The organism is Streptomyces sp. NPDC050287 (assembly GCF_044459385.1).
Taxonomy (GTDB): Bacteria; Actinomycetota; Actinomycetes; order Streptomycetales; family Streptomycetaceae; genus Streptomyces.
Genome location: NZ_JBITIY010000005.1, coordinates 523,229 through 547,339, shown reverse-complemented (window position 1 = coordinate 547,339; position 24,111 = coordinate 523,229). Strand labels below are relative to the sequence as shown.

General features: G+C 71.0%; 20 protein-coding genes. 14 read left to right on the top strand and 6 right to left on the bottom strand.

Annotated features, from left to right (window positions below; all coding sequences use genetic code 11):
• The first annotated feature begins 170 nt into the window (after positions 1–170).
• The 3 genes from ACIBK3_RS21095 to ACIBK3_RS21085 all read left to right on the top strand — a co-directional run bounded on the left by ACIBK3_RS21095 (position 171) and on the right by ACIBK3_RS21085 (position 2,677).
• Complete coding sequence (locus tag ACIBK3_RS21095; protein WP_399367467.1) at positions 171–1,304, top strand: GNAT family N-acetyltransferase; 1,134 nt, start codon at positions 171–173, stop codon at positions 1,302–1,304.
• 83 nt (positions 1,305–1,387) lie between these two features.
• Positions 1,388–2,530: an acyltransferase family protein gene (locus tag ACIBK3_RS21090; RefSeq protein WP_399367465.1), complete on the top strand. Its 1,143-nt coding sequence runs from the start codon at positions 1,388–1,390 to the stop codon at positions 2,528–2,530.
• A 24-nt stretch (positions 2,531–2,554) separates the two neighbouring features.
• A complete protein-coding gene (locus ACIBK3_RS21085; protein ID WP_399367463.1) occupies positions 2,555–2,677 on the top strand; it encodes a hypothetical protein in 123 nt (40 codons plus the stop codon).
• On the opposite strand, the gene ACIBK3_RS21080 is transcribed toward ACIBK3_RS21085, so the two are convergent.
• Complete coding sequence (locus tag ACIBK3_RS21080; RefSeq protein ID WP_399367461.1) at positions 2,669–3,436, bottom strand: FadR/GntR family transcriptional regulator; 768 nt, start codon at positions 3,434–3,436, stop codon at positions 2,669–2,671. The genes ACIBK3_RS21085 and ACIBK3_RS21080 overlap by 9 nt on opposite strands.
• Positions 3,437–3,737: 301 nt before the next feature.
• Between ACIBK3_RS21080 and ACIBK3_RS21075 the strand changes: the two genes are divergently transcribed.
• From ACIBK3_RS21075 to ACIBK3_RS21045, 7 genes are all read left to right on the top strand, one after another.
• Complete coding sequence (locus ACIBK3_RS21075; protein WP_399367459.1) at positions 3,738–4,634, top strand: proline iminopeptidase-family hydrolase; 897 nt, start codon at positions 3,738–3,740, stop codon at positions 4,632–4,634.
• Positions 4,635–4,656: 22 nt separating this feature from the next.
• Positions 4,657–6,381 carry an ABC transporter substrate-binding protein gene (locus ACIBK3_RS21070; protein WP_399367457.1) on the top strand — a complete coding sequence of 575 codons (1,725 nt, stop codon included), beginning with the start codon at positions 4,657–4,659 and terminating at the stop codon, positions 6,379–6,381.
• Entirely contained in the window at positions 6,378–7,403 is a 1,026-nt protein-coding gene (locus tag ACIBK3_RS21065) for an ABC transporter permease (protein ID WP_399367455.1), read from the top strand. The genes ACIBK3_RS21070 and ACIBK3_RS21065 overlap by 4 nt, the downstream gene beginning before the upstream one ends.
• Before the next feature lie 6 nt (positions 7,404–7,409).
• Positions 7,410–8,378 carry an ABC transporter permease gene (locus ACIBK3_RS21060; RefSeq protein WP_399367453.1) on the top strand — a complete coding sequence of 323 codons (969 nt, stop codon included), beginning with the start codon at positions 7,410–7,412 and terminating at the stop codon, positions 8,376–8,378.
• A complete protein-coding gene (locus ACIBK3_RS21055) occupies positions 8,371–9,420 on the top strand; it encodes an ABC transporter ATP-binding protein (protein ID WP_399367451.1) in 1,050 nt (349 codons plus the stop codon). The genes ACIBK3_RS21060 and ACIBK3_RS21055 overlap by 8 nt, the downstream gene beginning before the upstream one ends.
• Positions 9,417–10,463, top strand: a complete 1,047-nt coding sequence (locus tag ACIBK3_RS21050; protein WP_399367449.1) for an ABC transporter ATP-binding protein — start codon at positions 9,417–9,419, stop codon at positions 10,461–10,463. The genes ACIBK3_RS21055 and ACIBK3_RS21050 overlap by 4 nt, the downstream gene beginning before the upstream one ends.
• Positions 10,464–10,585: 122 nt before the next feature.
• Entirely contained in the window at positions 10,586–12,430 is a 1,845-nt protein-coding gene (locus tag ACIBK3_RS21045) for a protein kinase (RefSeq protein WP_399367447.1), read from the top strand.
• Positions 12,431–12,436: 6 nt separating this feature from the next.
• On the opposite strand, the gene ACIBK3_RS21040 is transcribed toward ACIBK3_RS21045, so the two are convergent.
• A complete protein-coding gene (locus tag ACIBK3_RS21040) occupies positions 12,437–13,165 on the bottom strand; it encodes a response regulator (protein WP_399367445.1) in 729 nt (242 codons plus the stop codon).
• 345 nt (positions 13,166–13,510) lie between these two features.
• On the opposite strand from ACIBK3_RS21040, the gene ACIBK3_RS21035 reads away from it, so the two are divergent.
• Genes ACIBK3_RS21035 through ACIBK3_RS21025 form a run of 3 tightly spaced genes read left to right on the top strand, consistent with a single transcriptional unit; the run spans position 13,511 to position 16,537 of the window.
• Positions 13,511–14,497, top strand: a complete 987-nt coding sequence (locus ACIBK3_RS21035) for a Bug family tripartite tricarboxylate transporter substrate binding protein (RefSeq protein WP_399367443.1) — start codon at positions 13,511–13,513, stop codon at positions 14,495–14,497.
• Positions 14,494–15,033: a tripartite tricarboxylate transporter TctB family protein gene (locus tag ACIBK3_RS21030; protein ID WP_399367441.1), complete on the top strand. Its 540-nt coding sequence runs from the start codon at positions 14,494–14,496 to the stop codon at positions 15,031–15,033. Before ACIBK3_RS21035 ends, ACIBK3_RS21030 begins: the two co-directional genes overlap by 4 nt.
• Position 15,034: 1 nt before the next feature.
• The gene (locus ACIBK3_RS21025; protein ID WP_399367439.1) at positions 15,035–16,537 is read left to right on the top strand and encodes a tripartite tricarboxylate transporter permease; all 1,503 of its coding nucleotides are present in this window, start codon (positions 15,035–15,037) and stop codon (positions 16,535–16,537) included.
• Here the strand turns inward: ACIBK3_RS21025 and ACIBK3_RS21020 are convergent.
• Genes ACIBK3_RS21020 through ACIBK3_RS21005 form a run of 4 tightly spaced genes read right to left on the bottom strand, consistent with a single transcriptional unit; the run spans position 16,512 to position 21,232 of the window.
• Positions 16,512–17,900, bottom strand: coding sequence for an acyl-CoA reductase (locus tag ACIBK3_RS21020; RefSeq protein ID WP_399367437.1), 1,389 nt, complete (start codon positions 17,898–17,900; stop codon positions 16,512–16,514). The two genes, ACIBK3_RS21025 and ACIBK3_RS21020, sit on opposite strands and share 26 nt — an antisense overlap.
• Entirely contained in the window at positions 17,900–19,240 is a 1,341-nt protein-coding gene (locus tag ACIBK3_RS21015; protein ID WP_399367435.1) for a hypothetical protein, read from the bottom strand. Before ACIBK3_RS21015 ends, ACIBK3_RS21020 begins: the two co-directional genes overlap by 1 nt.
• A gap of 10 nt (positions 19,241–19,250) precedes the next feature.
• Positions 19,251–19,985: an ABC transporter ATP-binding protein gene (locus tag ACIBK3_RS21010; RefSeq protein WP_399367434.1), complete on the bottom strand. Its 735-nt coding sequence runs from the start codon at positions 19,983–19,985 to the stop codon at positions 19,251–19,253.
• A gap of 11 nt (positions 19,986–19,996) precedes the next feature.
• Entirely contained in the window at positions 19,997–21,232 is a 1,236-nt protein-coding gene (locus ACIBK3_RS21005) for an ABC transporter substrate-binding protein (RefSeq protein WP_399367432.1), read from the bottom strand.
• A 127-nt stretch (positions 21,233–21,359) separates the two neighbouring features.
• Between ACIBK3_RS21005 and ACIBK3_RS21000 the strand changes: the two genes are divergently transcribed.
• Positions 21,360–24,080, top strand: a complete 2,721-nt coding sequence (locus ACIBK3_RS21000; protein WP_399367430.1) for an ATP-binding cassette domain-containing protein — start codon at positions 21,360–21,362, stop codon at positions 24,078–24,080.
• Positions 24,081–24,111: the final 31 nt, after the last annotated feature.

The window sequence follows — 24,111 nt, the reverse complement described above, 5'->3', positions numbered from 1 at the left end:
ACGCATGGGGCGCGAGTCTAGACGCGGTCCTGCCCTCCCGTGGCGTGATCGGTGAGGCTCACAGCAGACGAGGATCACCCGTTGCCGCAGACACCTTGACAGCGTGCGTGCTGTTTCGCGACGTTTGATCCTTGCCGAACATCTCGGCATTCCGGGGGGAGCGGTCGCGCATGCGCACCACGAGCAGACTGGACATGACGGTTCACAGAACCGGCGAACTGGACGCCTCGCTGCGCGGGGCCTGGCACCGGGCGATGGACGAATCACCCCTGTACGCCAACCCCTTCCTGGCACCGGAGTTCGCGATGGGGGTCGGCAGACATCGCGGCGGGGCGCGGGTGGCGGTCCTGCGTGAGGGCGGGGAGCCCGTGGGGTTCTTCCCGTTCGAACGCAACGCCGTGGGCGTCGGCCGGGCCATCGGTCTCGGCCTGTCCGACTGCCAGGCCCTGATACACAGACCCGGGGTCACCTGGGACTCCGACGAACTGCTGCGGGCCTGCGGGCTGTCCATCTTCGAGTTCGACCATCTCGTCGAGGAGCAGAAGCCGTTCGGCAGGCATGTCACCGGGACCTTCGCCTCTCCGGTGATCGACCTGGAGCCCGGCGGTGACGACTACGCGAAGTGGCTGCGCGGCACCTACCCGGGGCTGGCGAAGACGACCCTGAAGAAGGAGCGCCGTCTGGGGCGTGACCTGGGCGAGATGCGGTTCGTCTACGACGAGCGGGACCCGGCGGTCCTGCGCACGCTCATGCGGTGGAAGTCCGCCCAGTACCGCAGGACCGGACGGATGGACCGGTTCGCCCGGCCCTGGATCGTCGACCTGGTGAACCATCTCTTCCACGTCCGCGAGGAGCACTTCACGGGCGTGCTGTCGGTGCTGTACGCAGGGGACCGGCCGGTGGCCGCCCACTTCGGGCCGACGTCACGCACGGTGTTCGCGGCCTGGTTCACCGCGTACGACCCCGGGCTCAGCTATTACTCCCCCGGGTTGATCATGCACCTGCGGATGGCCGAGGCGGCGGCCCGGGAGGGCGTACGGCTGATGGACCTGGGACGCGGCGACAAGGAGTGGAAGGACTGGCTCAAGACCCGCGAGCTGCGCGTCGGCGAGGGGTTCGCGGTCCGGCCGCACCCGGTGGCGGCGGCGCACAAGCTGTGGCGCAGGCCGGTGCGCGGGCTGCGGAACACGGTCCTGGCCCATCCGACCCTGCGCGATCCGGCCGACCGGCTGCTGAAGACGGTCGGCACGCTGCGCTCCTCGGCCCGGTCCGGCCCGGACCGGACGAAGGCCCCGTTCCGCTGAGCGACCACGCGACCTTCGTGTGACGTGTGCCACGACTTGCCCCGTGGAGGTTTACGGCATTCCAAGTCGGTGATGCGCTCGGGATGTCTCAGCGCGACACCTCAATCGTCACTGCCGGTGACACCAGCACCATCGCTCCGCCTCGGGAAAGGCCGCCGTCGGAGTCGAGCGCGACGCCTTCGCCGACCCGGGCCGATCCCGGGCCGGCGAAGCGGCGCGACGCGTTCTTCGACAACGCCAAGTACCTGACCATCGTGCTGGTCGCGGCGGGACACGCGTGGGAGCCGTTGCGGGACGGCAGCCGGGCGGCGAGCGCGCTCTACATGTTCGTCTATGCCTTCCACATGCCGGCGTTCATCATCATCTCCGGCTATTTCTCACGGAGTTGGGACGCCGGCCCGGCCCGGATCAGGCGGTTGGTGACGCAACTCGTCGTTCCCTACGTGGTGTTCGAGACGGCGTACACCCTCTACACCCGGTGGACCGACAGCGCCCCGGACCGTCCGATCAGTCTGCTGGATCCGCTGTATCTGACCTGGTTCCTGGCGGCGTTGTTCATCTGGCGGCTGACCACCCCGCTGTGGCGGACCATACGGTGGCCGCTCCCTGTCGCCCTCACCATCGCCGCGCTGGCCACCGTGGCGCCGATCGGCGACGATCTCGCCCTGCAGCGCACCCTGCAGTTCCTGCCGTACTTCGTGCTGGGCCTGTGTCTGAAGCCGGAGCACTTCCGGCTGGTGCGCCGCCGACGGGTACGTCTGCTGGCGGTGCCGGTGTTCGCCGGCGCGCTCGGCGTGGCCTACTGGGCGGTGCCGCGGATGGCCGGCGCCTGGTTCTTCCACGACGACAGTGCCGTGGAACTGGGCGCACCCGCCTGGGCCGGTCCCGTGATGACGCTGGCGCTCTTCGGGTGTTCCCTGCTGCTGGTCGTCTGCTTCCTGTCCTGGGTGCCCGGCCGGCGCACCTGGTTCACCGCGCTGGGCGCGGGCACGCTCTACGGCTATCTGCTGCACGGGTTCGTCGCCCAGGGCGCCAAGTTCTGGGGCTGGTACGGGCCCGCCTGGGTCCACGGGCCGCTCGGCGAGATCACCGTCACCGTCGTGGCCGCCACGGTCGTGACCGTGCTGTGCACCCCGCCCGTACGGCGGGTCTTCCGGTTCGTGGTGGAGCCGCGGACGGACTGGGCGTTCCGCCGGACCGACGCCGCGGAACCCGCCCGCGGCTGACGCACACCGCGTCACAGTGGGCGCATGGGCGAACCGCGGGACGGCACAGGGCCGTTGTGGGGCGACCGGGACGGCCTGCCGACGTACCCGCCGGCCGGCGCACTCGTCGACCGGTGGGACCGCGGACGGGTGATGCGGTCAGGGTGACTCCGCGGCCCGGACCCGGGCCAGTACGTCGCGGATCATCCCGGCGCTGATCATGAAGTGCTCACGGGCGATCTCCTCCGCGCGCTCCGGCTCGCCCGCCGCGATGGCCTCGTACAGGGCCGTGTGCCCCTCGCCGGCCCGGTGGAAGTGGGTCCGCTCGCCGCGGCCCCAGGGCTCGACCGGGAAACCGAGGCTGATCCGGGTCAGCAGGTCCCGGCTGAGCAGGGCGATCTGCGGGTTGTGGGTGGCCGCGCAGATGCTCCGGTGGAACGCGCTGTCGGCGGCCTGTTCCTCGCGGGGGCTGCTCGCGGAGAGATGGGCGGCCAGTGCCTCGCGCATCGGTTCCAGGTCCTCGGGCCTGCGGCGCCGGGCGGCCGTCGCGGCCACCATGCCTTCCACCAGGCCCCGCAGGTCGAAGAGCTGCTCGAACTCCTCCCACCGGGGCAGCAGCGTACGACGGACCGCGGCCGCGGAGGACGCGGTCCAGCTGTCGCGGACGAAGGCTCCCCCGTTGCGGCCACGCCGGGTCTCTATGACACCCAGGGCCTGCAGGCGGGCGACGGCCTCGCGCACGGTGGGGCGGCTCACCTGGAGCAGTCCGGTGAGTTCGCGTTCGGGCGGGAGCCGTTCGCCCGGCAGGAAGTCGCCGACAGCGATCGCGGTGAGCAGCCGGTCGGAGACCTCGTCGACCGCCGAGGCCACCCGCACGGGGCGCAGCGAGGACGTCGGAGCGCCGCCGAGCAGGACGCGGTCGAGCACGCGGGAGAACTCGTCCCCCGGTTCCGGTGACGCGGTTTCAGGTGACGTGGTTTCAGGTGACGCGGGTTCCCGTGACTCAGGTTCCCGTGACTCAGATACGGATGTCAGGAGTCCTCCCCAGCAAGCGACGCCTCTGTAAACGCGCGGGGGCCACGTGAACTCGCGGTTACGTCTTGCCCCGCCCCAATCAAAAGGTCTTGTGCACTGACCTTTTACCCCATCACTATCTCATCCATCCGTCACACCCATCTCGTTTCAGACAGAGGTCGGCTGGTTTCCGGCCGGTCTGGGAGGCTTCCTCGTGGCGATCCCCGAACCGAACCGCACCGGAACCGTCGACTTCAACGGCTGGTCCACCTGGTACCGGATCACGGGCGAACCGGGCAGGACACCCTTGGTCGTCCTGCACGGCGGTCCCGGCGCCGGTCACCACTACACGCTGAGCATCGCGGGCATCGCCCGGCAGGGCCGCCCCGTGGTGCACTACGACCAGCTCGGCACCGGACTGTCCACCCACCTGCCCGACAAGGGCGCCGACTTCTGGACCGTCCAGCTCTTCCTCGACGAACTCGACCACCTGCTCAAGACGCTGGGCATCGCGGACGGCTACCACCTCCTCGGCCAGTCCTGGGGCGGCATGCTCGCCGCCGAGCACGCCGTACGCCGGCCGCCCGGCCTGCGCGGCCTGGTCATCGCCGACTCCCCCGCCTCCATGGAGCTGTGGCTGGCGGCGGCGAGCGAGTTGCGCGAGGCCCTGCCCCCTGAGGTGCAGCACACCCTGCTGGCCCATGAGACGGCCGGGACGACCGACCACCCGGACTACCGGGCCGCCGAGCAGGTCTTCAACGAGCGCCATGTGTGCCGTCTGGTCCCCAACCCGCCGGAAGTGCAGGCCACCTGGGACAACATCGAGGCCGATCCGACCGTGTACCACACGATGAACGGGCCCAACGAGTTCCATGTCGTCGGGACGTTGAAGGACTGGTCGGTCATCGACCGGCTGCATCTGATCGAGGCGCCGACCCTGCTGGTGTCCGGACGGTACGACGAGGCGACTCCCGAGACCGTCAAGCCCTTCGCCGACCACATCCCCGACGTGCGCTGGCACTTCTTCGAGCACTCCAGCCACATGCCGCACGTCGAGGAGGAGGAGCTCTTCCTCCGGGTCGTGGGCTCCTTTCTCGACTCCACCGACTGATCCCCCGACGGGAGTTCCCTGGATGTCCCGCACCACAAGACGGAGCGCGGTCGCCGCCGCCACTGTCGTCCTCGCCCTGACCGCCGCCGCCTGTTCGTCCTCCGACGACGGCTCCTCCTCCGGCCCGACCGCGTCCACGTCGGGCTCCGGTTCCGCCGCGTTCCAGCCGCAGCACAAGGGCGGCACGCTGAAACTCGTCGCCCACGCGGCCGCGGGCAGCTTCGACCCACAGGTCAACTACACGCTCCAGTACTGGCAGTTGTACCAGTCGATGTACGACGGGCTGCTCTCCTTCAAGAAGGTCGGCGGCCAGCAGTCCTTCACCGTCGTCCCGGACCTCGCGGCGGCGATGCCGAAGGTGACCAACGGTGGCAAGACGTACACCTTCACGCTCCGCAAGGGCATCACCTTCTCCAACGGCAAGGCCCTGACGACCGACGACGTGGTGGCGTCCTTCCAGCGCATCTTCAAGGTCTCCAGCCCCACCGCGGGCACCTTCTACAACGGCATCGTCGGCGCCGACGCCTGTCTGAAGACGCCTGCCTCCTGCACGCTCAAGGGAGGCGTGACCGGTGACGCGACGGCCGGCACGGTCACCGTCAACCTCACCGCCCCGGATTCGGAGTTCCCGTACAAGCTGGCCGTCCCGCACGCCAGCGTCGTACCGAAGGACTCGCCGGTGAAGGACGCCGGCACCACGCCGCTGCCGACGACCGGCCCCTACATGGCCGCCTCCTACGACCCGAACCGGGCACTGAAGCTGGTGCGCAACCCGCACTTCAAGGAGTGGTCGCGCCCGGCCCAGCCCGAGGGCTATCCCGACGTCATCGACTACGCCTTCGGGCAGACGGTGGAGTCCGAGGTCACCGCCGTCCAGAACGGCCAGGCGGACTGGATGTACGACCCGCCGCCCGCCGACCGGCTCAACGAGATCGGCACCAAGTACGCCTCCCAGGCGCACGTGAACCCGCTCACCGCGTTCTGGTACGCGACGCTGAACGTCAACCTGGCCCCGTTCAACAACAAGCTGGCGCGCCAGGCGATCAACTGGGCCGTCGACCGGTCCGCCGTGGTGCGGCTGTACGGCGGCAAGAACCTCGCCTCTCCCGCGTGCACGATCCTGCCGCCGGGCTTCCCCGGACACGTCGACACCTGCGCCTACACCAAGGGCGGCGGCACGACCTGGTCGGCCGCGGACCTGGCCAAGGCCAAGGAGCTGGTGAAGCAGTCCGGTACGGCGGGGCAGGAGGTCGGCATCGTCGTCCAGGACGACGACGTCAACAAGTCGATCGGGCAGTACCTGCAGAGCCTGCTCACCCAGCTGGGCTACAAGGCGAAGCTCAAGCCGCTGTCGGGCAACATCCAGTTCACCTACATCCAGAACACCAAGAACAAGGTGCAGCTGGCGCTGACGTCCTGGTACCAGGACTATCCGGCGGCCTCCGACTTCCTCAACGTGCTGCTGTCCTGCGCCTCGTACCATCCCGGCAGCGACTCCAGCATCAACATCGCCGGGTTCTGCGACAAGGGCATCGACGCGAAGATGCAGACCGCGCTGAAGACCGCGCAGACCGACCAGAAGAGCGCCGACCAGCAGTGGGGCAGCATCGACCAGGAGCTGATGGCCCAGTCCCCGGTCGTTCCGCTGATCAACCCGAAGCTGATCGACTTCACGTCGAAGCGGGTCGGGAACTACCAGTTCAGCAAGCAGTTCTACATGCTCGTCGGGCAGATGTGGGTCAAATGAGCCGCACGCTTCCCGCTCCGTCGACCGAGGCCCGGCGTTCGCCGGGCCCCTGGCGGACGGCCGGTGCCGACCTGGTGCGCAACAGGTCGGCGCTGGCCGCGGCCGTCCTCCTGCTGATCGTCGTGGTGGCGGCCCTGTGCGCGCCGCTGTACGCCGGCCACATCGCGCACACCGACCCGTTCCAGTCCCATGTCTCCGGCACCACGGTCGTCGACGGCAGAACCGTTCCGGTGCTGACCCCGAGCAGCACCGGCCTCGGCCTCGGCGTCACGCCGATCGGCCCCACCTGGGACCCGGCCCACTACTTCCTCGGCGCCGACAACCAGGGCCGCGACGTCATGGCCCGCCTGCTGTACGGCGGCCGGACGAGCCTGTTCATCGGGTTCACGGCGGCCCTGCTCACCTGCGTCCTCGGTACGGCCGTCGGAGTGGTCGCCGGGTACGCGGGCGGTGTCGTGGACGCGGTGATCTCCCGGATCCTGGACGTCATCTGGGCGTTCCCGGTGTATCTGCTGGCCATCTGCCTGTCGGTCGTCCTGCTCACCAACGGGCTGCGCCTGGGGCCGCTCACCGTGGACGCGGGGAGCCTGTGGCTGCCCGTCACGATCATCGCGGCGATCTATGTGCCGTACATCGCCCGGCCGTTGCGCGGGCAGGTGCTGGTGCTGCGCAACAAGGAGTACATCCACGCGGCCGTCGGCTCCGGCGCCCCCACCTTGCGCATCCTGCGCCGGGAGGTGCTGCCGAACGTGCTGCCCACGGCGATCGTCTTCGTCCCGCTGATGACCGCGCTGGCCATGCTCACCGAGTCGGCGCTGTCCTTCCTGTCCGTCGGCGTCCAGCCGCCCGACGCCAGCTGGGGCACGATCATCGAGGACGGCCTGGGGCTGCTGTACACCCGCCCCGCCGTCACCATCGCCCCCGGCCTGCTGATCGCCCTGACCACGGCGGCGCTCAACGTCCTCGGCGACGGGGTGCGCGACGCGCTCGACCCGGGCGCCCGACTGCGCGGAGGGGTGTGACCGGCCATGCTCCAGTTCGCGCTCAAGCGCTTCGGCTCAGCCCTGCTGGTGATGTTCGCGATCAGCGTGCTGGTGTTCCTGATCTTCTTCGCCACCCCGGGAGTCGACCCGGCGGCCCGCATCGCGGGACGCAACGCCGACCCGGCCACGCTCGCCCAGGTACGGCACTCCTTCGGCCTCGACCGGCCGATGCCCGTCCGCTACCTGCTGATGATGCGTCACCTGCTGGTCGACCGGGACCTGGAGTCGTTCGTCAACCGGGGCTCCCGCGTCATCCCGCAGATCCTGCAGGCCACCCCGGTCACCCTGTCGCTGGTCATCGGCGCGGCACTGATCTGGATGACGGCCGGCATCATCATGGGCACGGCCGCGGCGGCCCTGCGCGGCAAGGCCGCCGACCCGCTGATCATGCTGGTCGGCGTGGTCGGCGTCTCGCTGCCCGCCTACTGGCTCGGCGAGGTCGTCAACCTCATCACCCAGAAGCAGCTGCACGACTCCGTGTTCTCCTGGGTGCCGCCACCGGGATACGTCGGCCTGAGCCAGGACGCCGGCCAGTGGGCGCTGCACATGCTCTTCCCCTGGCTGACCCTGGCACTGCTGTACGCCGGGATCTACGCCCGGCTGCTGCGCGGCGAGGTCGTCACCGCGCTGAACGAGGACTACGTCCGCACCGCCCGCGCCAAGGGCCTGTCGGAGCGGCGCATCCTGGTCCGCCACGCCCTGCGCTGCTCCCTCATCCCCATCGTGTCGCTGTTCGGCCTGGACTTCGGGGCGCTCGTGGGCGGCGCCGCGCTGCTCACCGAGGTCGTCTTCGGCCTGCCCGGCATCGGCAAGCTCACCTTTGACGCCCTGCAGAACCTGGACCTGCCCGTGATCATGGGGACCGTGCTGTACGCGGCGTTCTTCGTGGTCCTCGCCAACGCCCTGGTGGACATCCTGTACGCACGACTCGACCCGAGGGCCCGCCATGCCTGAACCCCTGTTGGACGTACGTGACCTGCGGGTGTCCTTCCGCACCCGCCAGGGCTCCGTCACCGCCGTCGACGGCCTCTCCCTCTCGGTGGCGCCCGGCGAGGTCCTGGGCGTGGTGGGCGAGTCGGGCTCCGGCAAGAGCGTGTCCATGCTGGCCGTGCTGCGGCTGCTGACCAACCCGAACGTGACGGTGTCCGGCGAGGTCCGCTTCCGGGGCCGCGACCTGCTCGCGCTCCCCGACAAGGAGATGCGCGCGGTACGGGGCCGGGAGATCGCCATGGTCTTCCAGGATCCGATGACCGCGCTCACTCCCGTGTACACGGTCGGCTGGCAGATCGCCGAGCAGATCCGGGCACACGACCGGGTATCCCGGCGGGAGGCCCGGGCGCGGGCGGTACGGCTCCTGTCGGACGTCGGCATCCCGGACGCGGCCGCGCGGGTGAACGCCTACCCGCACGAGTTCTCCGGCGGCATGCGCCAGCGCGCGGTCATCGCGATGGCCCTGTCCTGCGACCCCGCACTGCTGATCGCCGACGAACCGACCACGGCCCTCGACGTGACCGTGCAGGCGCAGATCCTCGACCTGATGCGGGAGCTCAACGGGCGCGGATCGGCGGTCGTGCTCATCACCCACGACATGGGGGTGATCTCGCAGATCGCCGACCGGGTCCTGGTCATGTACGGCGGCCGGGCCGCCGAGGAGGGCCCGCGCCGGGCGGTGTTCCACGGCCCGCGCCACCCGTACACCTGGGGGCTGCTCGACTCGGTGCCGCGGGTCGGCGGTGCCCGGCTGCGGCGGCTGCCCACCATCGCGGGCGTGCCCGTCTCTCCGGGCGCGCTCCCGCCGGGGTGCGCGTTCGCGCCGCGCTGCCGGCTGCGGCACGACCGCTGCGCCGAACTGCCCGCGCTGGCCGCGGGCAACGGCGACGCCACCCACCGCGACGCCTGCTGGCTGCCTGAGGACGACCGCGGCTCGCTGCGCCTGACGGCACGGGCGGCGGCGACCGAGGGTCCTGACATGGAGAAGGAGGCGACGGCACAGTGACGGCGCAGAACACCACGGCGGTGGACGGCAACAGGGACGCCCGGCTCGACGGGGACGTGCTGCTGCGCGCCACGGACGTCACCAAGCACTACCTGCTGCGGGCGGACGGACTCGCCCGGCGGCGCAGGGTGCTGCGCGCCGTGGACGGGGTGTCCCTGGAGGTCCGTGCCGGGGACACGCTCGGCATCGTCGGTGAGTCGGGCTGCGGCAAGTCGACCCTCGGCCGCTGTCTGGTCCGGCTCACCGAACTCACCAGCGGGCGGGTCGAGTTCGACGGGCAGGACATCAGCACCCTGTCCACGCGGCGGCTGCGGCCCGTACGGCCCGGGATGCAGCTGGTCTTCCAGGACCCGCAGGCCTCCCTGAACCCCCGCCGCCGGGCCGGGGACATCGTGGCGGAGCCCCTGCTGGTGCACCGCTACGGGGACGGGGCCGCGGTCCGCCGCCGGGTCGCCGAGCTCTTCGACGTCGTAGGACTGGCGGCCGGGCATCTGGACCGGTACCCGCACGAGTTCTCCGGTGGCCAGCGCCAACGCATCGGGATCGCCCGGGCGTTGGCCACGAACCCGAAGCTGATCGTGGCCGACGAACCGGTCTCCGCCCTCGACGTGTCGATCCAGGCCCAGGTGCTGAACCTGTTCGCCGACCTCCAGGAGGAGTTCGCGCTCACCTACGTCTTCATCGCCCACGATCTCGGCGTGGTCCGTCACGTCTCGGACCGGATCGCCGTCATGTACCTCGGCGAGATCGTCGAACTCGCCGAGACGGAGGCGCTGTACGAGTCCCCCGCCCACCCGTACACCCAGGCACTGCTGTCCGCGGTCCCGGACATCGACGACGGCAGCCCGGTGGCCGACGGCCCGCGCCGGGAACGGATCGTCCTCACCGGCGAGGTGCCCAATCCCGTCGACAAACCGACAGGGTGTCCCTTCCGCACCCGCTGCCCGTACGCCCGCGAGCGCTGCGCGCTCGAACGTCCCCGGCTCGCCCCGACGGGCAACGGCCGCCAGACCGCCTGCCACTACCCGTTGACGAGCGCGTGAGCCGACGTATGTGGCGGAAAGCCTGAACCTGCGCCGGTGCTGAGTTAGCCTCTTCTTCCCTTGGGGACGAACGGGCGTACGTCGAACAGCACTTCGGGGGATGCGTGTCAGAACAGCGGCCAGTGCCATCGGGGTCCCTCACCAGCGAGGCGGCCCCGCTGCGGCAGACCGGTGCCGTGCCCCTGCACCGCGGCGAGCCGGGCCGTATCGGTCCCTACCTGCCGCTGGCGCTGCTCGGCAGCGGCGGCATGGGGCGCGTCTATCTGGCCTGTCCCGCGGACGGCGGTCCCGATCTGGTGGCGGTGAAGGTCATCAGGCCGGAGTACGCGGACGACGCCAACTTCCGGCGCCGGTTCGAGCGGGAGGCCTCGGTGCACGCCCGGGTCCGCACACCGCACACGCCGACGTTGCGCGGTACGGGCTTCCAGAACGAACTGCTGTGGATGGCCACCGAGTACCTGCCCGGGATCGATCTGGCGGACGCCGTACGGGAGCACGGGGCCCTGGAGACCACCGCGGTGTGGCGGCTGGTGGCGGAACTGGGGCAGGCGCTGGCCGACCTCGCCGCCGCCGGGATCGTGCACCGGGATCTCAAGCCGTCCAACGTACTGCTGTGCGTCCAGGGCGCGTACGTGATCGACTTCGGCCTCTCCAAGGCCGTGGACGCGAGCGCCCTCACCGGCACGGGCAACCGGGTGGGAACGCCGGCGTACATGTCGCCGGAGCACCTGAGGACGGGCATGTCGGACACGCGGTCCGATGTGTTCTCCCTGGCCGGGACGCTCGTCTACGCGGCGACGGGGCGTGCTCCGTTCGGCGACGGCTCGGGAGTCGACGTCATGCACCGCGTGGCGTTCGAGGAACCGAACGGAAAGCTCATCGGGGAGATCTCGGCGGCGGACCGGGCGCTCGGTGCGCTGCTGGCCGCCTGCCTGGCCAAGGAGCCCGAACGGCGGCCCACTCCGCGGGAGCTTGTCGACACGGCCGGGGCACACGCCGGGACGGCCGGCTGGCCCGAGCCGCTGGCCAGTAGGGCGCTGGCCAGGCAGCGGGCGTTCGAAGTGCTCCGCCACCTCCCCGTGGAACGGAAGGCCCGCTTCCGGACCCCGGCCGACCCGCATGTGCCGACGCCGCCGTACCTGTCGGGCCCTTCGCAGACAGAGCCACCGCACCTGGCCGGCCCTCCCGAGGCGAGGATGCCGACCCCGGCCGGTCCGCCCGAGGCGGTCGTGTCGGTCCCGGCCGGTCGGGCGGATCCAAAGCGGTCCGCGAGCGACCCGTCCGTCGCCACCCCGCCGGAGCCGTTACCCACGGCGGAGGCACACCCCGTCCGCGTCCGCGTCCGCGTCTGGAAGCGGAAGAGGCCGCTGGCCGTCGCCGCGGGCGTCGTCCTCTGCGCGGTGGCCGCGGGGGTCTTCGTGCTCGTTCCGCAGGACACCCCCGCGACCGCCGCACCTCCCGAGGCCGGCGCGCCGAGCAGTGACGGCGGTGTGCCCGGCGGTGCCGTCTCCCCGCCCAGTCCCGGCGCCGCACGGCGGACGGCCGTCGCCGGCGAGAGCGCCGCGCACACCGGCGGCGCCACCACGCGTCCCGAGTCCTCCGGCTCGACAGCCGGGGCGGACCGCACCGACCCTCCCACCGCCCCCGCTGTCGAGCCGAGTTCCTCCGCCGCCCCGACCACCGCGACGAGCAGTACCCCCTACGAGCCGGCGACCCCGCCCTGGATCTCCGACTGCACGTACTACTCCGGCAACGGACGCACCCGCCAAGGGGACAGCGGCAAAAGGGTGCGGCAGGTGCAGTGCATGCTCACGAAACGCGGCTACGGAGTGGGGAGTGCGGGTACGGACGGCGAGTTCGGTCCCGGTACGGAGTCCGCGGTGCGCGGCTTCCAGAGCGCCAAAGGGCTGGCCACCGACGGCATCGTGGGCCACGACACCTGGACCGCCCTCCGCGACACCGAGTGACGTCCGTCAGAAGCCCTCTGGTTTTCCCGGCCGCCCGAGGAACCGGTAGCGGCGCTCGGGCCGCCCGGTGCCCCCGTAGCGCAAGGACACGTCCGCGATGCCGGTGGTGTGGAAGTACTCCAGGTATCGGCGGGCGCTGACGCGGGAGATACCGACCGAGGTCGCGCACTCGGCGGCGGACAGGGAGCCCTCCGCGCCCCGGAGGGCGCGCTCGACCAGCGCGGCGGTCTCCACACTCATCCCCTTGGGCAGCGTGCCGGGCGGCGGCGCCGGTGCCGTCGCTTTGGCCAGCACCCGGTCCACGTCGGCCTGGCCGCGCACCACGGCGGTGAGCAGCCGGCCGCGCTGCTGGGCGTAGCGCTCCAGACGGGCCCGCAGATCCTCGAACGCGAAGGGCTTGAGGAGATAGTCGACGACACCGTGGCGTACGGCGCCGCGGACCGTGTCGGCCTCCCGTGCGGCGCTGATGACCATGACGTCGCAGTCGTGACCGGCGGTGCGCAGCCGGGGGATGACGTCCAGGCCGAAGACGTCCGGCAGGTACAGGTCGAGCAGGACGAGGTCCGGGCGCAGTTCGTCGACGGCGTGGGCCGCCTGCTCACCGGTGTGGGCGACCCCCACGACCCGGAACCGTCCGACGCGTTCGACGAAGGTGCGGTGGACCTTGGCCACCATGAAGTCGTCGTCGACCACGAGCACATCGATCGTGTCGGTCGTGACAGCCGTACGGCTCATCGGGGCGCTCCTTCCGCCACCGCGTCGGTGAGGTGGCTGACCGTCGTGCGGGCGGTGAACCTGGACCCGTCGGGGGTGTTGGTCACCGAGATCTCCTCTCCGTGACGCTCGCAGACCAGGCGGGTGAGCGCCAGACCGATGCCCCGCCCTCCCTCCGCGCGCTCCGGGGTGCGGCCGGTGCGGGGCGTTGTGCACACAACCCGTCGACCGGTGACCGCAATGACCACAACCTCCGTTGGTTGCGGAACCGAGACAGGCCCGCGGCACGGCGGCACCATGTGGCCCACGTCACGCTCCCCGAAGGCAACCCCCAACTCATCGACGTACCGACAGGTGGTGGTACTCGTGCGCCTGCGCACCCCTCTCGCCCTGCTCGGGTCCGCCGTGCTCGTGCTCGTGGGACCGCCGCTGCTCACGGCCGGCAGCGATGCCGCGACGGGCACGCAGATCCCGGGCCTGCGTTTCATGGTCCCCAACACGCCCGGCGGTGGCTACGACATCACGGCCCGGACAGCCGCGAAGAACGCCGAGGACGCCGGACTCACGCACAACATCGAGGTGTTCAACCTCCCCGGCGCCGGCGGCACCGTCGGCCTCAGCCGGCTGGTGAGCGAGCACGGCAACGGCAAGCTCGCCATGTCGATGGGGCTCGGTGTGGTGGGCGCCGTCCGTTCCAACCACGCGCCCAAGACGCTCGCCGACACCACGCCGATCGCCCGGCTCACCGAGGAACAGGACGTCGTCGTGGTCGGCAAGGACTCCCCGTACAAGACGATCGACCAGCTCGTCGACGCCTGGAAGGCCCGCCCCGGCAAGCTCCCGGTGGGCGGCGGGTCCTCGCCCGGCGGGCCGGACCATCTCGCCCCGATGCTGATGGCGCGGGCCGCCGGAATCGCCCCCAAGGACGTCAACTACATCCCCTTCGACGGCGGTGGCGAACTGCTCGCCTCGATCCTCGGCGACAAGGTCGCCTTCGGGGTGTCCGGTGTCGGCGAGTACCTGGACCAGATCAAGGCGGGCGAGTTGCGGGTGCTCGCGGTCACCGGTCCCGAACGGGTCGACGACCTGGGGGACGCGCCCACGCTCAAGGAGTCCGGCTACGACGTCGACTTCACCAACTGGCGCGGCATCGTCGCCCCGCCGGGCCTGTCCGACGCCGAGCGCGACAAGCTCGTACGCCTCGTCGAGGAGTTGCACGACTCCCCCGAGTGGCAGAAGTCCCTGCGACACAACGGCTGGGACGACGCGTTCCTGACCGGCGAGAGGTTCGGCGACTTCCTGGGCGCCCAGGACAAGCGCGTGGTGTCGGTGCTGAAGGAGCTGGGGCTGTGACGACGCAGACCACTGATATTCCCGGCACGCCGTCGGACGAGCGGCGCTCATGGCTGCGCGAGCACTCCGAACTGGGTGTGTGCGTCCTGCTGCTGGCGCTCGGCGTGCTGGTCCTGACCGACGCGCTCACCATGGACGTCGACCTCACCCAGCGCGGACCCGTCGGACCGAAGACCGTGCCCGTCGTCGTCGGCATCGGGCTGCTGGTCATCGCCGCGCTGCTCGCGGTGGACGTGCTGCGCGGCGGTCGGGGCCAGGCCGAGACCGGCGAGGACGTCGACCTCTCCGAGCCCGCGGACTGGCGCACGGTGCTACTGCTGACCGGGGTGTTCCTCGGCGCGGCTGCCCTCATCGAGCCGCTCGGCTTCCCCCTCGCGGGCGCGCTGCTGTTCTGGGGGGCGGCCTTCGCGCTCGGCAGCCGCCGGGCCGACCGGGATCCGCTCATCGCGGCCGTGCTGTCCCTCGTCACCTACGTCGTCTTCAACAATGTGCTCGGGGTGCCGCTGCCCGGCGGCCCGTTGATGGGAGTGCTGTGACGTGAACGCCCTCACCTCCCTGATGGACGGCTTCGGTACGGCCCTGACGCCGGTCAACCTGTTGTGGGCGGCCGTCGGTGTGCTGCTCGGCACCGCGATCGGCGTGCTGCCCGGCATCGGCCCCGCGATGGCGGTCGCGCTGCTGCTGCCGGTGACGTACGGGCTGGATCCGACCGGCGCGTTCATCATGTTCGCCGGCATCTACTACGGCGCGATGTTCGGTGGCTCGACCACCTCGATCCTGCTGAACACGCCCGGCGAGAGTGCCGCCGTGGTCGCGGCCATGGAGGGCAACCCGATGGCGAAGTCGGGGCGTGGCGCGCAGGCGCTCGCGGCCGCCGCCATCGGTCACTTCGCGGGCGGGCTGATCGGCACGGCCCTGCTGGTCGCGCTCGCGCCGACGGTCGCGCATCTGGCGGTGGACATCGGCGCACCGGACTACTTCGCCATCATGGTGCTGGCGTTCATCGCCGTGACGTCCGTGCTGGGCTCGTCCCGCATCCGCGGTCTCGCGTCCCTGCTCATCGGTCTCACGCTGGGTCTGGTGGGCCTCGATCAGATGACCGGCCAGCAGCGGCTGACGTTCGGTTCGCTGCAACTCGCCGACGGAATCGACGTGGTGATCGTCGCGGTCGGTCTCTTCGCGATCGGCGAGGCCCTGTGGGTCGCCGCGCATCTGCGGCGCCTGCCGGCCCAGCCGATCCCGGTGGGCCGACCGTGGCTGGGCCGCGACGATGTGCGGCGGACCTGGAAGTCGTGGCTGCGCGGCCCGTTCATCGGCTTCCCGTTCGGCGCGATTCCGGCGGGCGGCGCCGAGATCCCCACGTTCCTCTCCTACGTGACGGAGAAGCGCCTGTCGAAGCACCAGGAGGACTGGGGCCGCAAGGGCGCCATCGAGGGCGTGGCGGGTCCGGAGTCGGCGGCGTCCGCCTCGGCGGCGGGCACCCTGGTGTCGATGCTGACCCTGGGGCTGCCGACCACGGCGGTCGCCGCGGTCATGCTCGCCGCCTTCCAGCAGTACGGCATCCAGCCCGGTCCGCTCCTGTTCGAACGCGAACCGGACCTGGTGTGGGGCCTGATCGCCTCCCTGTTCGTCGGCATGGTGCTGCTGCTCGCGCTCAACCTGCCGCTGGCACCGGTGTGGGCGAAGCTGCTGCGCATCCCACGGCCCTATCTGTACGCGGGGATCATGTTCTTCGCGGCGGTCGGCGCGTACGCGGTCGGCGGTGAGGTGATCGACCTGGTGATCCTCCTGATCATCGGCCTGATCGGCTTCGGCATGCGCCGCTACGGCCTGCCGATCCTGCCCGCGGTGATCGGTGTCATCCTCGGCCCGAACGCCGAGCAACAGCTGCGCCGGGCGCTGCAGATCAGCGACGGCAACGTCACGGGACTGGTCGACACGCCCTTCGCGGTGACCGTGTACGCGGTGATCGTGCTGCTGCTGGCCTGGCCGCTGCTGAAGAAGCTCGGCGGTGTCACTCGTCGTTCACCCAGCGCATGAGGCGTTGCAGCGGGTAGAAGCCGTCGTGGGACAGTCCCGGCGGCATGCCGCCCGCTCTGCCGAGGGAGACCACGCGCTGTACTCCGGCGCAGGCGAGGGCGTCACGCAGTTCCGCCTTGCGGGCGTCGGGATACACGCCGACCGTCTGGGTGGCGACCCCGGCATGGGTGACGGCTTCGGACAGGGCGGCGACCGGGACGACGTCGACGATCTTCCCGTCGGGGTGGAAGTCCACGGGTTCCGGTGAGCGGATGACCAGGCCCCGGCCGTCGTAGCCGCCCCACACCCGGTACTCGGGGTCCATGGAGCGCAGGACGTCGATCTCCTCGCGGAGTTCCCCGGCGACCCGTGGCCCGCCGGCCGAGCTGAACTCCCGTGCCACTGCGAGGCGTTCGCACAGCAGGGCGGCGTAGCGGTCGGCGTCGTCCCAGGAGCCCTCGACGAACTGGAAGCGGCTGGCCACGCACGCCTGCTGGTTGAAGAACGTGGCGTCGGCGGCGCCCGCGTCGGCGGCCCGGGCGAGGCTCTCCTCGGACTCGAACGCCTCGCGGCCGATCATCGAGATGGACGTCTTGGGGTCGAAGGAGACGAGCTCGAATCCCGGACCGACGTACTTCACCGCGCTGCGGATGGTGGCCTCACCGCCCCAGGCGACCAGTTTGTCGAAGAACTGCGGGCGGAACAGCGCACTTTCCACCGTCTCGTCGCCGCCGCGCCAGTACACCGCGGAGAACGAGCGCACCACCGGGTGTCCGGGGGCGACCGCGGCCATGGTGCGCAGGATCGCGGTCGCGGTGAACAGGTCGTTCGAGGGCAGCTTCAGCAGGTTGACGCCCTTGGTGAGGGCGCCGCGCACGACGGACATGGCGGCGACGCCGGGTGCGTTGCCGGCGATGATGTGCACCAGCCGCGGCGGGAACGCGCGGGTGGCGGCGATCCTGTTCTCGGGCAGCCGCACCTCGCGCCAGCCGTCGAGGACGTCCGCCCCGCCGAGTTCGTGGTCGATCTGCGAGTACAGGCCGGCTCGCTGGAAGCTGCGCCACAGCACGGCGTAGGCGCGCTCCAGCACCTCCGCGGGCAGGGGGCTGACCCGGACCATCCGGTCCAGGGCTTCGCCGAGCAGGCCCTCGCGGTCCGCCTTGAGGGCCTCGCCGGTCTCCACCAGCAGGTCGACGATCTCCGCGACGGGCACATGGAAGGCGGGGCCCGGTTCGGAGCGGGGCCACACGAGGCGGTCCAGGTCGAGGGCCGGTGCGGTGAACCGGCCGAGGTCGACCGGGGCGCTGTTGTCGACCTCGCCCCGGACCACGTGGACGACGGCCACGGAGGCGGCCGCGGTGTCGTCGAGTGTCGTACCGCTCATCAGTGGATCATCCCCCGCACGTAGGAGTCGAGCGTCGCGGCGCAGGTGATCTTGTCGTCGCCGCCGAGGTCGCCGTAGCGCCGGATGTCCGGCAGGACCGTCGGTCCCGTGCGGCCGCAGGCGCAGGGCGAGAAGTCCACGAAGACCCGGTCGCCGCTGATGAGCCCGCCCCAGCGTCCCTCCAGGGAGACGTCGAGGAAGGCGAACCGCCCTTCCACGACACCGTGTTCGGGGTTGAGGAGCGTCTCACCTGGCTCGTCGAGCACCAGGGGGATCACCCAGGGCGGCACATGGTAGTTGCCCTGCTCGCAGGCGAGGCAGGAACCCTGGAGCTCGGTCATGCCGTAGCTGCGTACCCGGCGCACACCGTCGTAGAAGGCGGCGAGCTGCTGCTGGTAGTCGTCGGGCAGGGCGCGGCCCTTGTTGCCGCCGCCGCTGAGCACCAGCGTGTCCGGGTGCAGGCTGCCGTCGGCCACGCCACGGGCGCGCAGGGCCTGGATGAGGGTGAACTGCTGGTTGTTCATCCCGGCGATCAGCAGCGGCTCGTCGCGGTGGGCGGCGATGTCGTCGACGATCTGGGTCATGGCCGCGCCCAGTTCCCCCTCGCGGGATTCGGAGGCGGTCTCGAAGGAGCTGATCTCCTGCGGGGTCGCGGTGCCCTCCGCGATCCGGCGGCGCAGCAGCGCGCTGCTCATCAGCTCGGAAACCCGCATCGGGTCCTCGGTGAGCAGCCGGGTCTCGCCGGGTCGGGCGAAGACGTCGGCGTGCCGGCGGAAGCCGTCGATGGAACGCATCGGGCCGCTCGCCGGCGCGAGCAGATAGCCGCGGCGGGTGGGTTTCGGGGGCAGGGGGTCGGGCCAGCAGGTGAGGTTCTCCAGGATGTCGTGCAGGAAACTCAGGTCACTGGCATCACAGTTGAGGAAGGAGACCTTTCCCGAGGTGCCGCTGGTGATGTACGGGCGGTGGCCGGCGGCGGTGATGCGGTCGGTCCACTCGTCGATGTCGCGGACGCCGTGCATGTCGACGTCGCCGGGTTCGACCGCCGACACGGTCGTGTACCAGCGCAGCAGCCGGTCCCAGCGGCCCGCGGTGATGAGGGAGACGGGGTAGGACTTGTAGCTGGTGTGCGAGAAGAGCAGCGGCACGAGGTCGTCGAGGCCGGTGACCTCGTCCACGCCGGTCTCCGCCGCCCGGGTGCGCAGCAGCGGAACCCGCTCGCGGTGGGCGGTGAAGGTCTCCCGGGCGGCCTCCAGCTGCAACTCCCCCAGCTCGTCGGCGCCTTGGTCGAAGGTGTCGCCGGAAAGGACGAGGGATCGGATCTGCTCGCGTGCGCTTGCCACAGCTTTCACCTCATTCGGTCGCGTAAGTTGTCTTTTCCGCCGCGTGAGTCGCGCTCGCCGCGAGGTACGACGACTCGATCGCGTCCAGGTTGCCGCGCAGTTCCTTCGGGGTGCCGGCCATGGTGACGCGGCCGCGATGCAGGACGTACACGCGGTCGGCGATGTCCAGCACCTTGCGCACATGCTGTTCGACCAGCAGCGCGCCGAGGCCGCGGTCGGCCGCCTCGCGCACCGCGCGCAGGAGGCGGTCGACCACGAGCGGGGCGAGACCGAGGGAGAGTTCGTCCGCGAGCAGCAGCTTGGGCGCGCGGCACAGGGCGCGGGCCAGCGACAGCATCTGCTGCTCGCCGCCGGAGAGCATGCCCGCGCCCGTCTTCAGGCGCTTTTCGAGCTCGGGGAAGAGCTCCAGCGCCTGCTTCGTCGTCACCCGGCCGACCCGCAGGTTGTCCGCGGTGTCGAGCCGGGTGAAGACCGCCCGCTCACCGACGTACGCCAGGCCCTGGCGGGCGCGGCGGTGCAGCGGTGCGCGGCCGGGCTCGCCCAGCCAGCGAACCTCGCCGCCCATCGGGGCGAGGCTGCCGGACAGTGCCCGCAGGGTGGTGGTCTTGCCCGCGCCGTTGGGACCGAGGAGGGCGACGACCTCGCCGGGCCGGACCTCGAGGTCGAGGTCGCGGACGACGGGCTGGCTGCCGTATCCGGCGGACAGGGAGCGGGCTTCGATCAGGGGTACGTCGGTGTCGTGCACGGGCCTGCTCCTCAGCCGGACAGGGCCGCGAGGACCTTGCGGACGTCGACGAAGGTCGATCCGGGCTTGGCCCACTCGATCTTCCCGCCGCGGATGGTCAGTTCGGTGGCGGTGGTGTTGTGGATACGGTCGAGGCCCTTGATCGGCAGGGCCGTGGACGCCTTCCAGCTCAGCGGCGGGGTCAGGCCGCCGGTGCTGATGCCCGGGGTGGTGTCCAGCTCCTGCACCAGGGCCTTGGAGTTGATCGTCGGGAGCTTCTTGGCGGCCTCGGTGAAGACCTTGAAGGCCACCCACGTGGTCTCGTTGGCACCGTTGGTGGTGTCGATGTCCTTGTCGCCCTTGGTGGCGGCGACGAAGTCCTTCCACGCGGCGTCGGAGGTCGGCGGGAAGTAGCCGGTGATCGCGGCGCCCTCCAGGGGACTGCTGCTGCCGCCGGTGCTCTCGGCCAGCTGCGGGGTGAGGTTGCCGACGACGCTGCCGAGCTTGGTCTTGGCGCCGGACTGGATGTACGACTTCACGAACAGGCCCGAGGCGGTGCCCATGATCACGTCCACGCAGTCGCTGCCCTTGGTCGCGGCGACCTGCGGGGCGAGGTCGGTGGCGGTGAGGGGCACCTTGAGGTCCTTGGCCGGTGCCCCTCCGGCGGAGACGGTGCCGACCGTGAGGAACTGCGAGACGACGGCCGCGGCGGCCACGTCGTACCGCACACCGGTGATCTTCTTGCAGCCGCTCTGCACCAGCTGCCGGCCGTGTGCGGCGAAGATCACCGGGGTGCCGCCGTTGACCGGGAAGGACAGCGGGTTGGAGAACTCAGCCGCCGAGACGCCGGTCCCGCCGAGGTAGGGGATGCCGGCCTTCTGCAGGATGGGCATGTACCGGTCGCCCGCGAGGCTGTACGAGCCCACCACCGCGACCACCTTCTCGGCGACCGCCTGCTGGGCGCACTTCTCGGCCTCGTCGGGGTTGTTCTTCTCGTTGCAGGTGAGCACCTTCAGGGGGGCGCCCTTGATCCCGCCGTTGGCGTTGATCCACTTCTCGTAGGCCTGGGCGGTGAGCCGGACCCCGGGCTGGGCGCTGCCCTGGGTGTCCTCCGGCGTCCAGACCATCACCTTGACCGGTGCGCCCTTCAGCGAGGAGGTCTCGGCGGAACTGCCGGCCGCCTTGCCCCCGCACCCTGCGGCGAGCAGGACTCCCGTCACCGCGAGACAGCTCGCAGCGGTGGTTCTGCGTCGTCGTGAGTCGTTCATGGTTCCTCCGCGGGGCTCGTCATCGAGATGGCGACAGCATGGGGTGCGTTTTCGAGTTAGTGAAGTACTCTCGGCACAATTATTTAAATGAATGTGCTGTCTCGCCCTATCTCCGGGAGGTTCCCCGATGGACGACATCCTGCGGTTCGCGCTGCTCGGCCTGGGGTTGGGCGCGCTCTACGCGCTCACGGCGCACGGCATCGTGCTGGTCTACCGGGGCTCGGGCGTCCTGAACTTCGCGCACGGCGCGATCGGGATGGCCGGCGCCTACGTCCAGTGGGAGCTCTCCGCGCAGCACGGGATGCCCTACTGGCCCGCCACCGCCTGCGGGGTGCTCACCTCCGCGGTGCTGGGCGTCCTCACGCACCTGTTGGTGCTCCGTCCGCTGCGCCGGGCGTCCTCGCTGGCCCGGCTGGTCGGCACCCTGGCGGTGTTCATCGTGCTCACCGCGATCGCCGTCAAGCGCTACGGCGACAGCCTGCAGCTGGTGCCGGGCAAGCTGCCCACCGAACTGCTGACGATCGCCGGGGCGACGGTCTCCGAGGACCGGGCCTGGCTGCTCGGCATCGCGCTCGCGGTGACCGCGGTCCTCCACCTGCTCTACAAGCGGACACTCTTCGGCCTGGGCACCACCGCGGTCGCCGAGAACGAGGCCACCGCCGCGTCGCTCGGCTGGTCCCCCGACCTGATCGCCACCGGCAACTGGGCGCTGGGCTCGGCTCTCGCGGGCCTGACGGCCATCCTGATCGTGCCGGTGATCGGCCTGTCGGTGACCGGGCTGACCACCCTCCTGCTGAGTGCGCTGGCGGCCGCCCTGGTCGGCAGGTTCTCGTCGTTCCCCATCACCCTGGCGGGCGGTCTGGTCATCGGCCTCGTGCAGTCGGAGCTGACCCGCTTCGGCTCCGACGTCACCGGGCTCGCCTCTTCCGTGCCCTTCCTCTTCATCGCCCTGGTGCTGGTCGCCCGGGGCCGGGCACTCCCGCTGCGCGGCACGTTCCTGGACCGGCTGCCCGGCCTGGGCACCGGGAGGGTACGCAAGGTACCGCTGGCGCTCGCCGTCGTGGTCGCCCTGGTACTGGTCAGTGTCTCGACGCCGCTGTGGGCCGACGCGATCACCACCACCCTGGTCCTGTCCCTCATCATCCTGTCGATCATCGTGGTCACCGGTTACGCCGGGCAGGTCTCCCTCGCGGCCTACGCCCTCGCCGGGACCGGCGCGTTCATCGCCGGTCACGCGGCGGCCGACTGGGGCTGGCCCTTCGAGCTCGCCCTGCTGGCCGGCGTGGTGGGCACCGTGCCGATCGGTCTGCTGTTCGCGCTCCCGGCGGTCCGCACCCGCGGCGTCAACCTCGCGATCATCACACTCGGTCTCGGCACCACTCTGGAGGCGATGGTCTTCCAGAACACCGACCTGTCGACGACCACCGGCAGCGACGGCATCGCCGTGGGCAAGCAGACTCTCTTCGGCATCAGCATCTCCGGCGTCGACCATCCACAGCGGTACGCCTCGGTGGTGCTCGTGCTGTTCGTCGCCGCCACGCTCGTCGTCGCGAACGTGCGACGCAGCCGGACCGGCCGCCGCCTCATCGCCGTACGGGCGAACGAGCGGGCCGCCGCCGCCCTCGGCATCGACGTCCGCGCGGCCAAGCTCTACGCCTTCGGCCTGTCCGCCGCCATCGCCGCGCTCGCCGGAGTCCTCACAGGCTTCCGCTCGACCTCGGTGGTCTTCTCCGACTTCGCCAGCTTCAACTCCATCACCGCGCTCGGGCTCGCCGTCATCGGCGGTGTCGGCTTCCTCGTCGGCCCGCTGTTCGGCGCGACCTTCGCCGCGGGCACGGTCGGCGCCCGGTTCGGGGACCTGGTGCTGCCCGGGCTGAGCGAGTGGATGCCGCTGATCGGCGGGATCATCCTGGTGCTGACGCTGGTGGGCAACCAGGACGGCATCGGCAAGGCAGTGGGCGAGCAGGCGGCGGGCGTCCGGCGCAGGCTGTCCCCGAAGCGGGTGCCGACCGTCAGCACGACCGCGGACGGGGTCGAGGTCGAGGTCGAGCCGGCCGCCGTCCCGGACGTGACCCGCGCCGCGCCCCTCTCCCTCCACGTGCGGGACCTCACCGTCCGCTACGGCGGTGTCGTCGCCGTCGACGGGCTCTCGCTGGACGTGGAGCCCGGCCGGGTCGTGGGGCTCATCGGCCCCAACGGCGCCGGCAAGACCTCCGCCATCGACGCCGTCACCGGCTTCACCCGGGCCGCGTCCGGCAGTGTGCGCCTCGGGGACCTGGACGCCACCCGGCTGTCGGTGCACCGGCGGGCGTCCGCCGGGCTCAGCCGGTCCTTCCAGTCGCTGGAGCTGTTCGAGGACATGACCGTCCTGGACAACCTGTACGCGGCCTGCGACCGGCCCGGCCGGTGGGCGCACCTCACCGACCTGATCCGTCCCGGCAGCCGCCCGCTCCCCGCCCATGTGCTCGTCGCGGTGCGGGAGTTCGGCCTCCAGGACAGCCTGGACCGGCCGGTGGGCGACCTGTCGTACGGAGAGCGGCGGCTGCTGGCCATCGCCCGCGCGGTCGCGGCCTCGCCGTCCGTGCTGCTCCTCGACGAGCCGGCCGCGGGTCTGTCGGACGACGAGACCCGGGAACTGGCCCACCTGGTGCGGCGGCTCGCCGAGGACTGGGGCATGGGAGTGCTGCTCGTGGAGCACGACGTCGACATGGTGATGAGCGTCTGCGACCAGGTCGTCGTCCTGGACTTCGGCCGCCGGATCTGCGCCGGAACGCCTGAGGAGGTCCGGAGTGATCCGGCGGTGCGGGCCGCCTACCTGGGCGACCTGGAGCCGGAGGCGGTGTCCTGACGGACCGCCGCCCGCCCGGGCGGCAAGAAGC

Bases quoted from the DNA above. Each gene is read 5' to 3' on its own strand.
- ACIBK3_RS21060 (WP_399367453.1), top strand. From the start codon at position 7,410: ATGCTCCAGTTCGCGCTCAAGCGCTTCGGCTCAGCCCTGCTGGTGATG.
- ACIBK3_RS21070 (WP_399367457.1), top strand. From the start codon at position 4,657: ATGTCCCGCACCACAAGACGGAGCGCGGTCGCCGCCGCCACTGTCGTC.
- ACIBK3_RS21085 (WP_399367463.1), top strand. From the start codon at position 2,555: ATGGGCGAACCGCGGGACGGCACAGGGCCGTTGTGGGGCGACCGGGAC.
- ACIBK3_RS21020 (WP_399367437.1), bottom strand. From the start codon at position 17,900: ATGAGCGGTACGACACTCGACGACACCGCGGCCGCCTCCGTGGCCGTC.
- ACIBK3_RS21095 (WP_399367467.1), top strand. From the start codon at position 171: ATGCGCACCACGAGCAGACTGGACATGACGGTTCACAGAACCGGCGAA.
- ACIBK3_RS21000 (WP_399367430.1), top strand. From the start codon at position 21,360: ATGGACGACATCCTGCGGTTCGCGCTGCTCGGCCTGGGGTTGGGCGCG.
- ACIBK3_RS21005 (WP_399367432.1), bottom strand. From the start codon at position 21,232: ATGAACGACTCACGACGACGCAGAACCACCGCTGCGAGCTGTCTCGCG.
- ACIBK3_RS21065 (WP_399367455.1), top strand. From the start codon at position 6,378: ATGAGCCGCACGCTTCCCGCTCCGTCGACCGAGGCCCGGCGTTCGCCG.
- ACIBK3_RS21090 (WP_399367465.1), top strand. From the start codon at position 1,388: ATGTCTCAGCGCGACACCTCAATCGTCACTGCCGGTGACACCAGCACC.
- ACIBK3_RS21040 (WP_399367445.1), bottom strand. From the start codon at position 13,165: ATGAGCCGTACGGCTGTCACGACCGACACGATCGATGTGCTCGTGGTC.
- ACIBK3_RS21055 (WP_399367451.1), top strand. From the start codon at position 8,371: ATGCCTGAACCCCTGTTGGACGTACGTGACCTGCGGGTGTCCTTCCGC.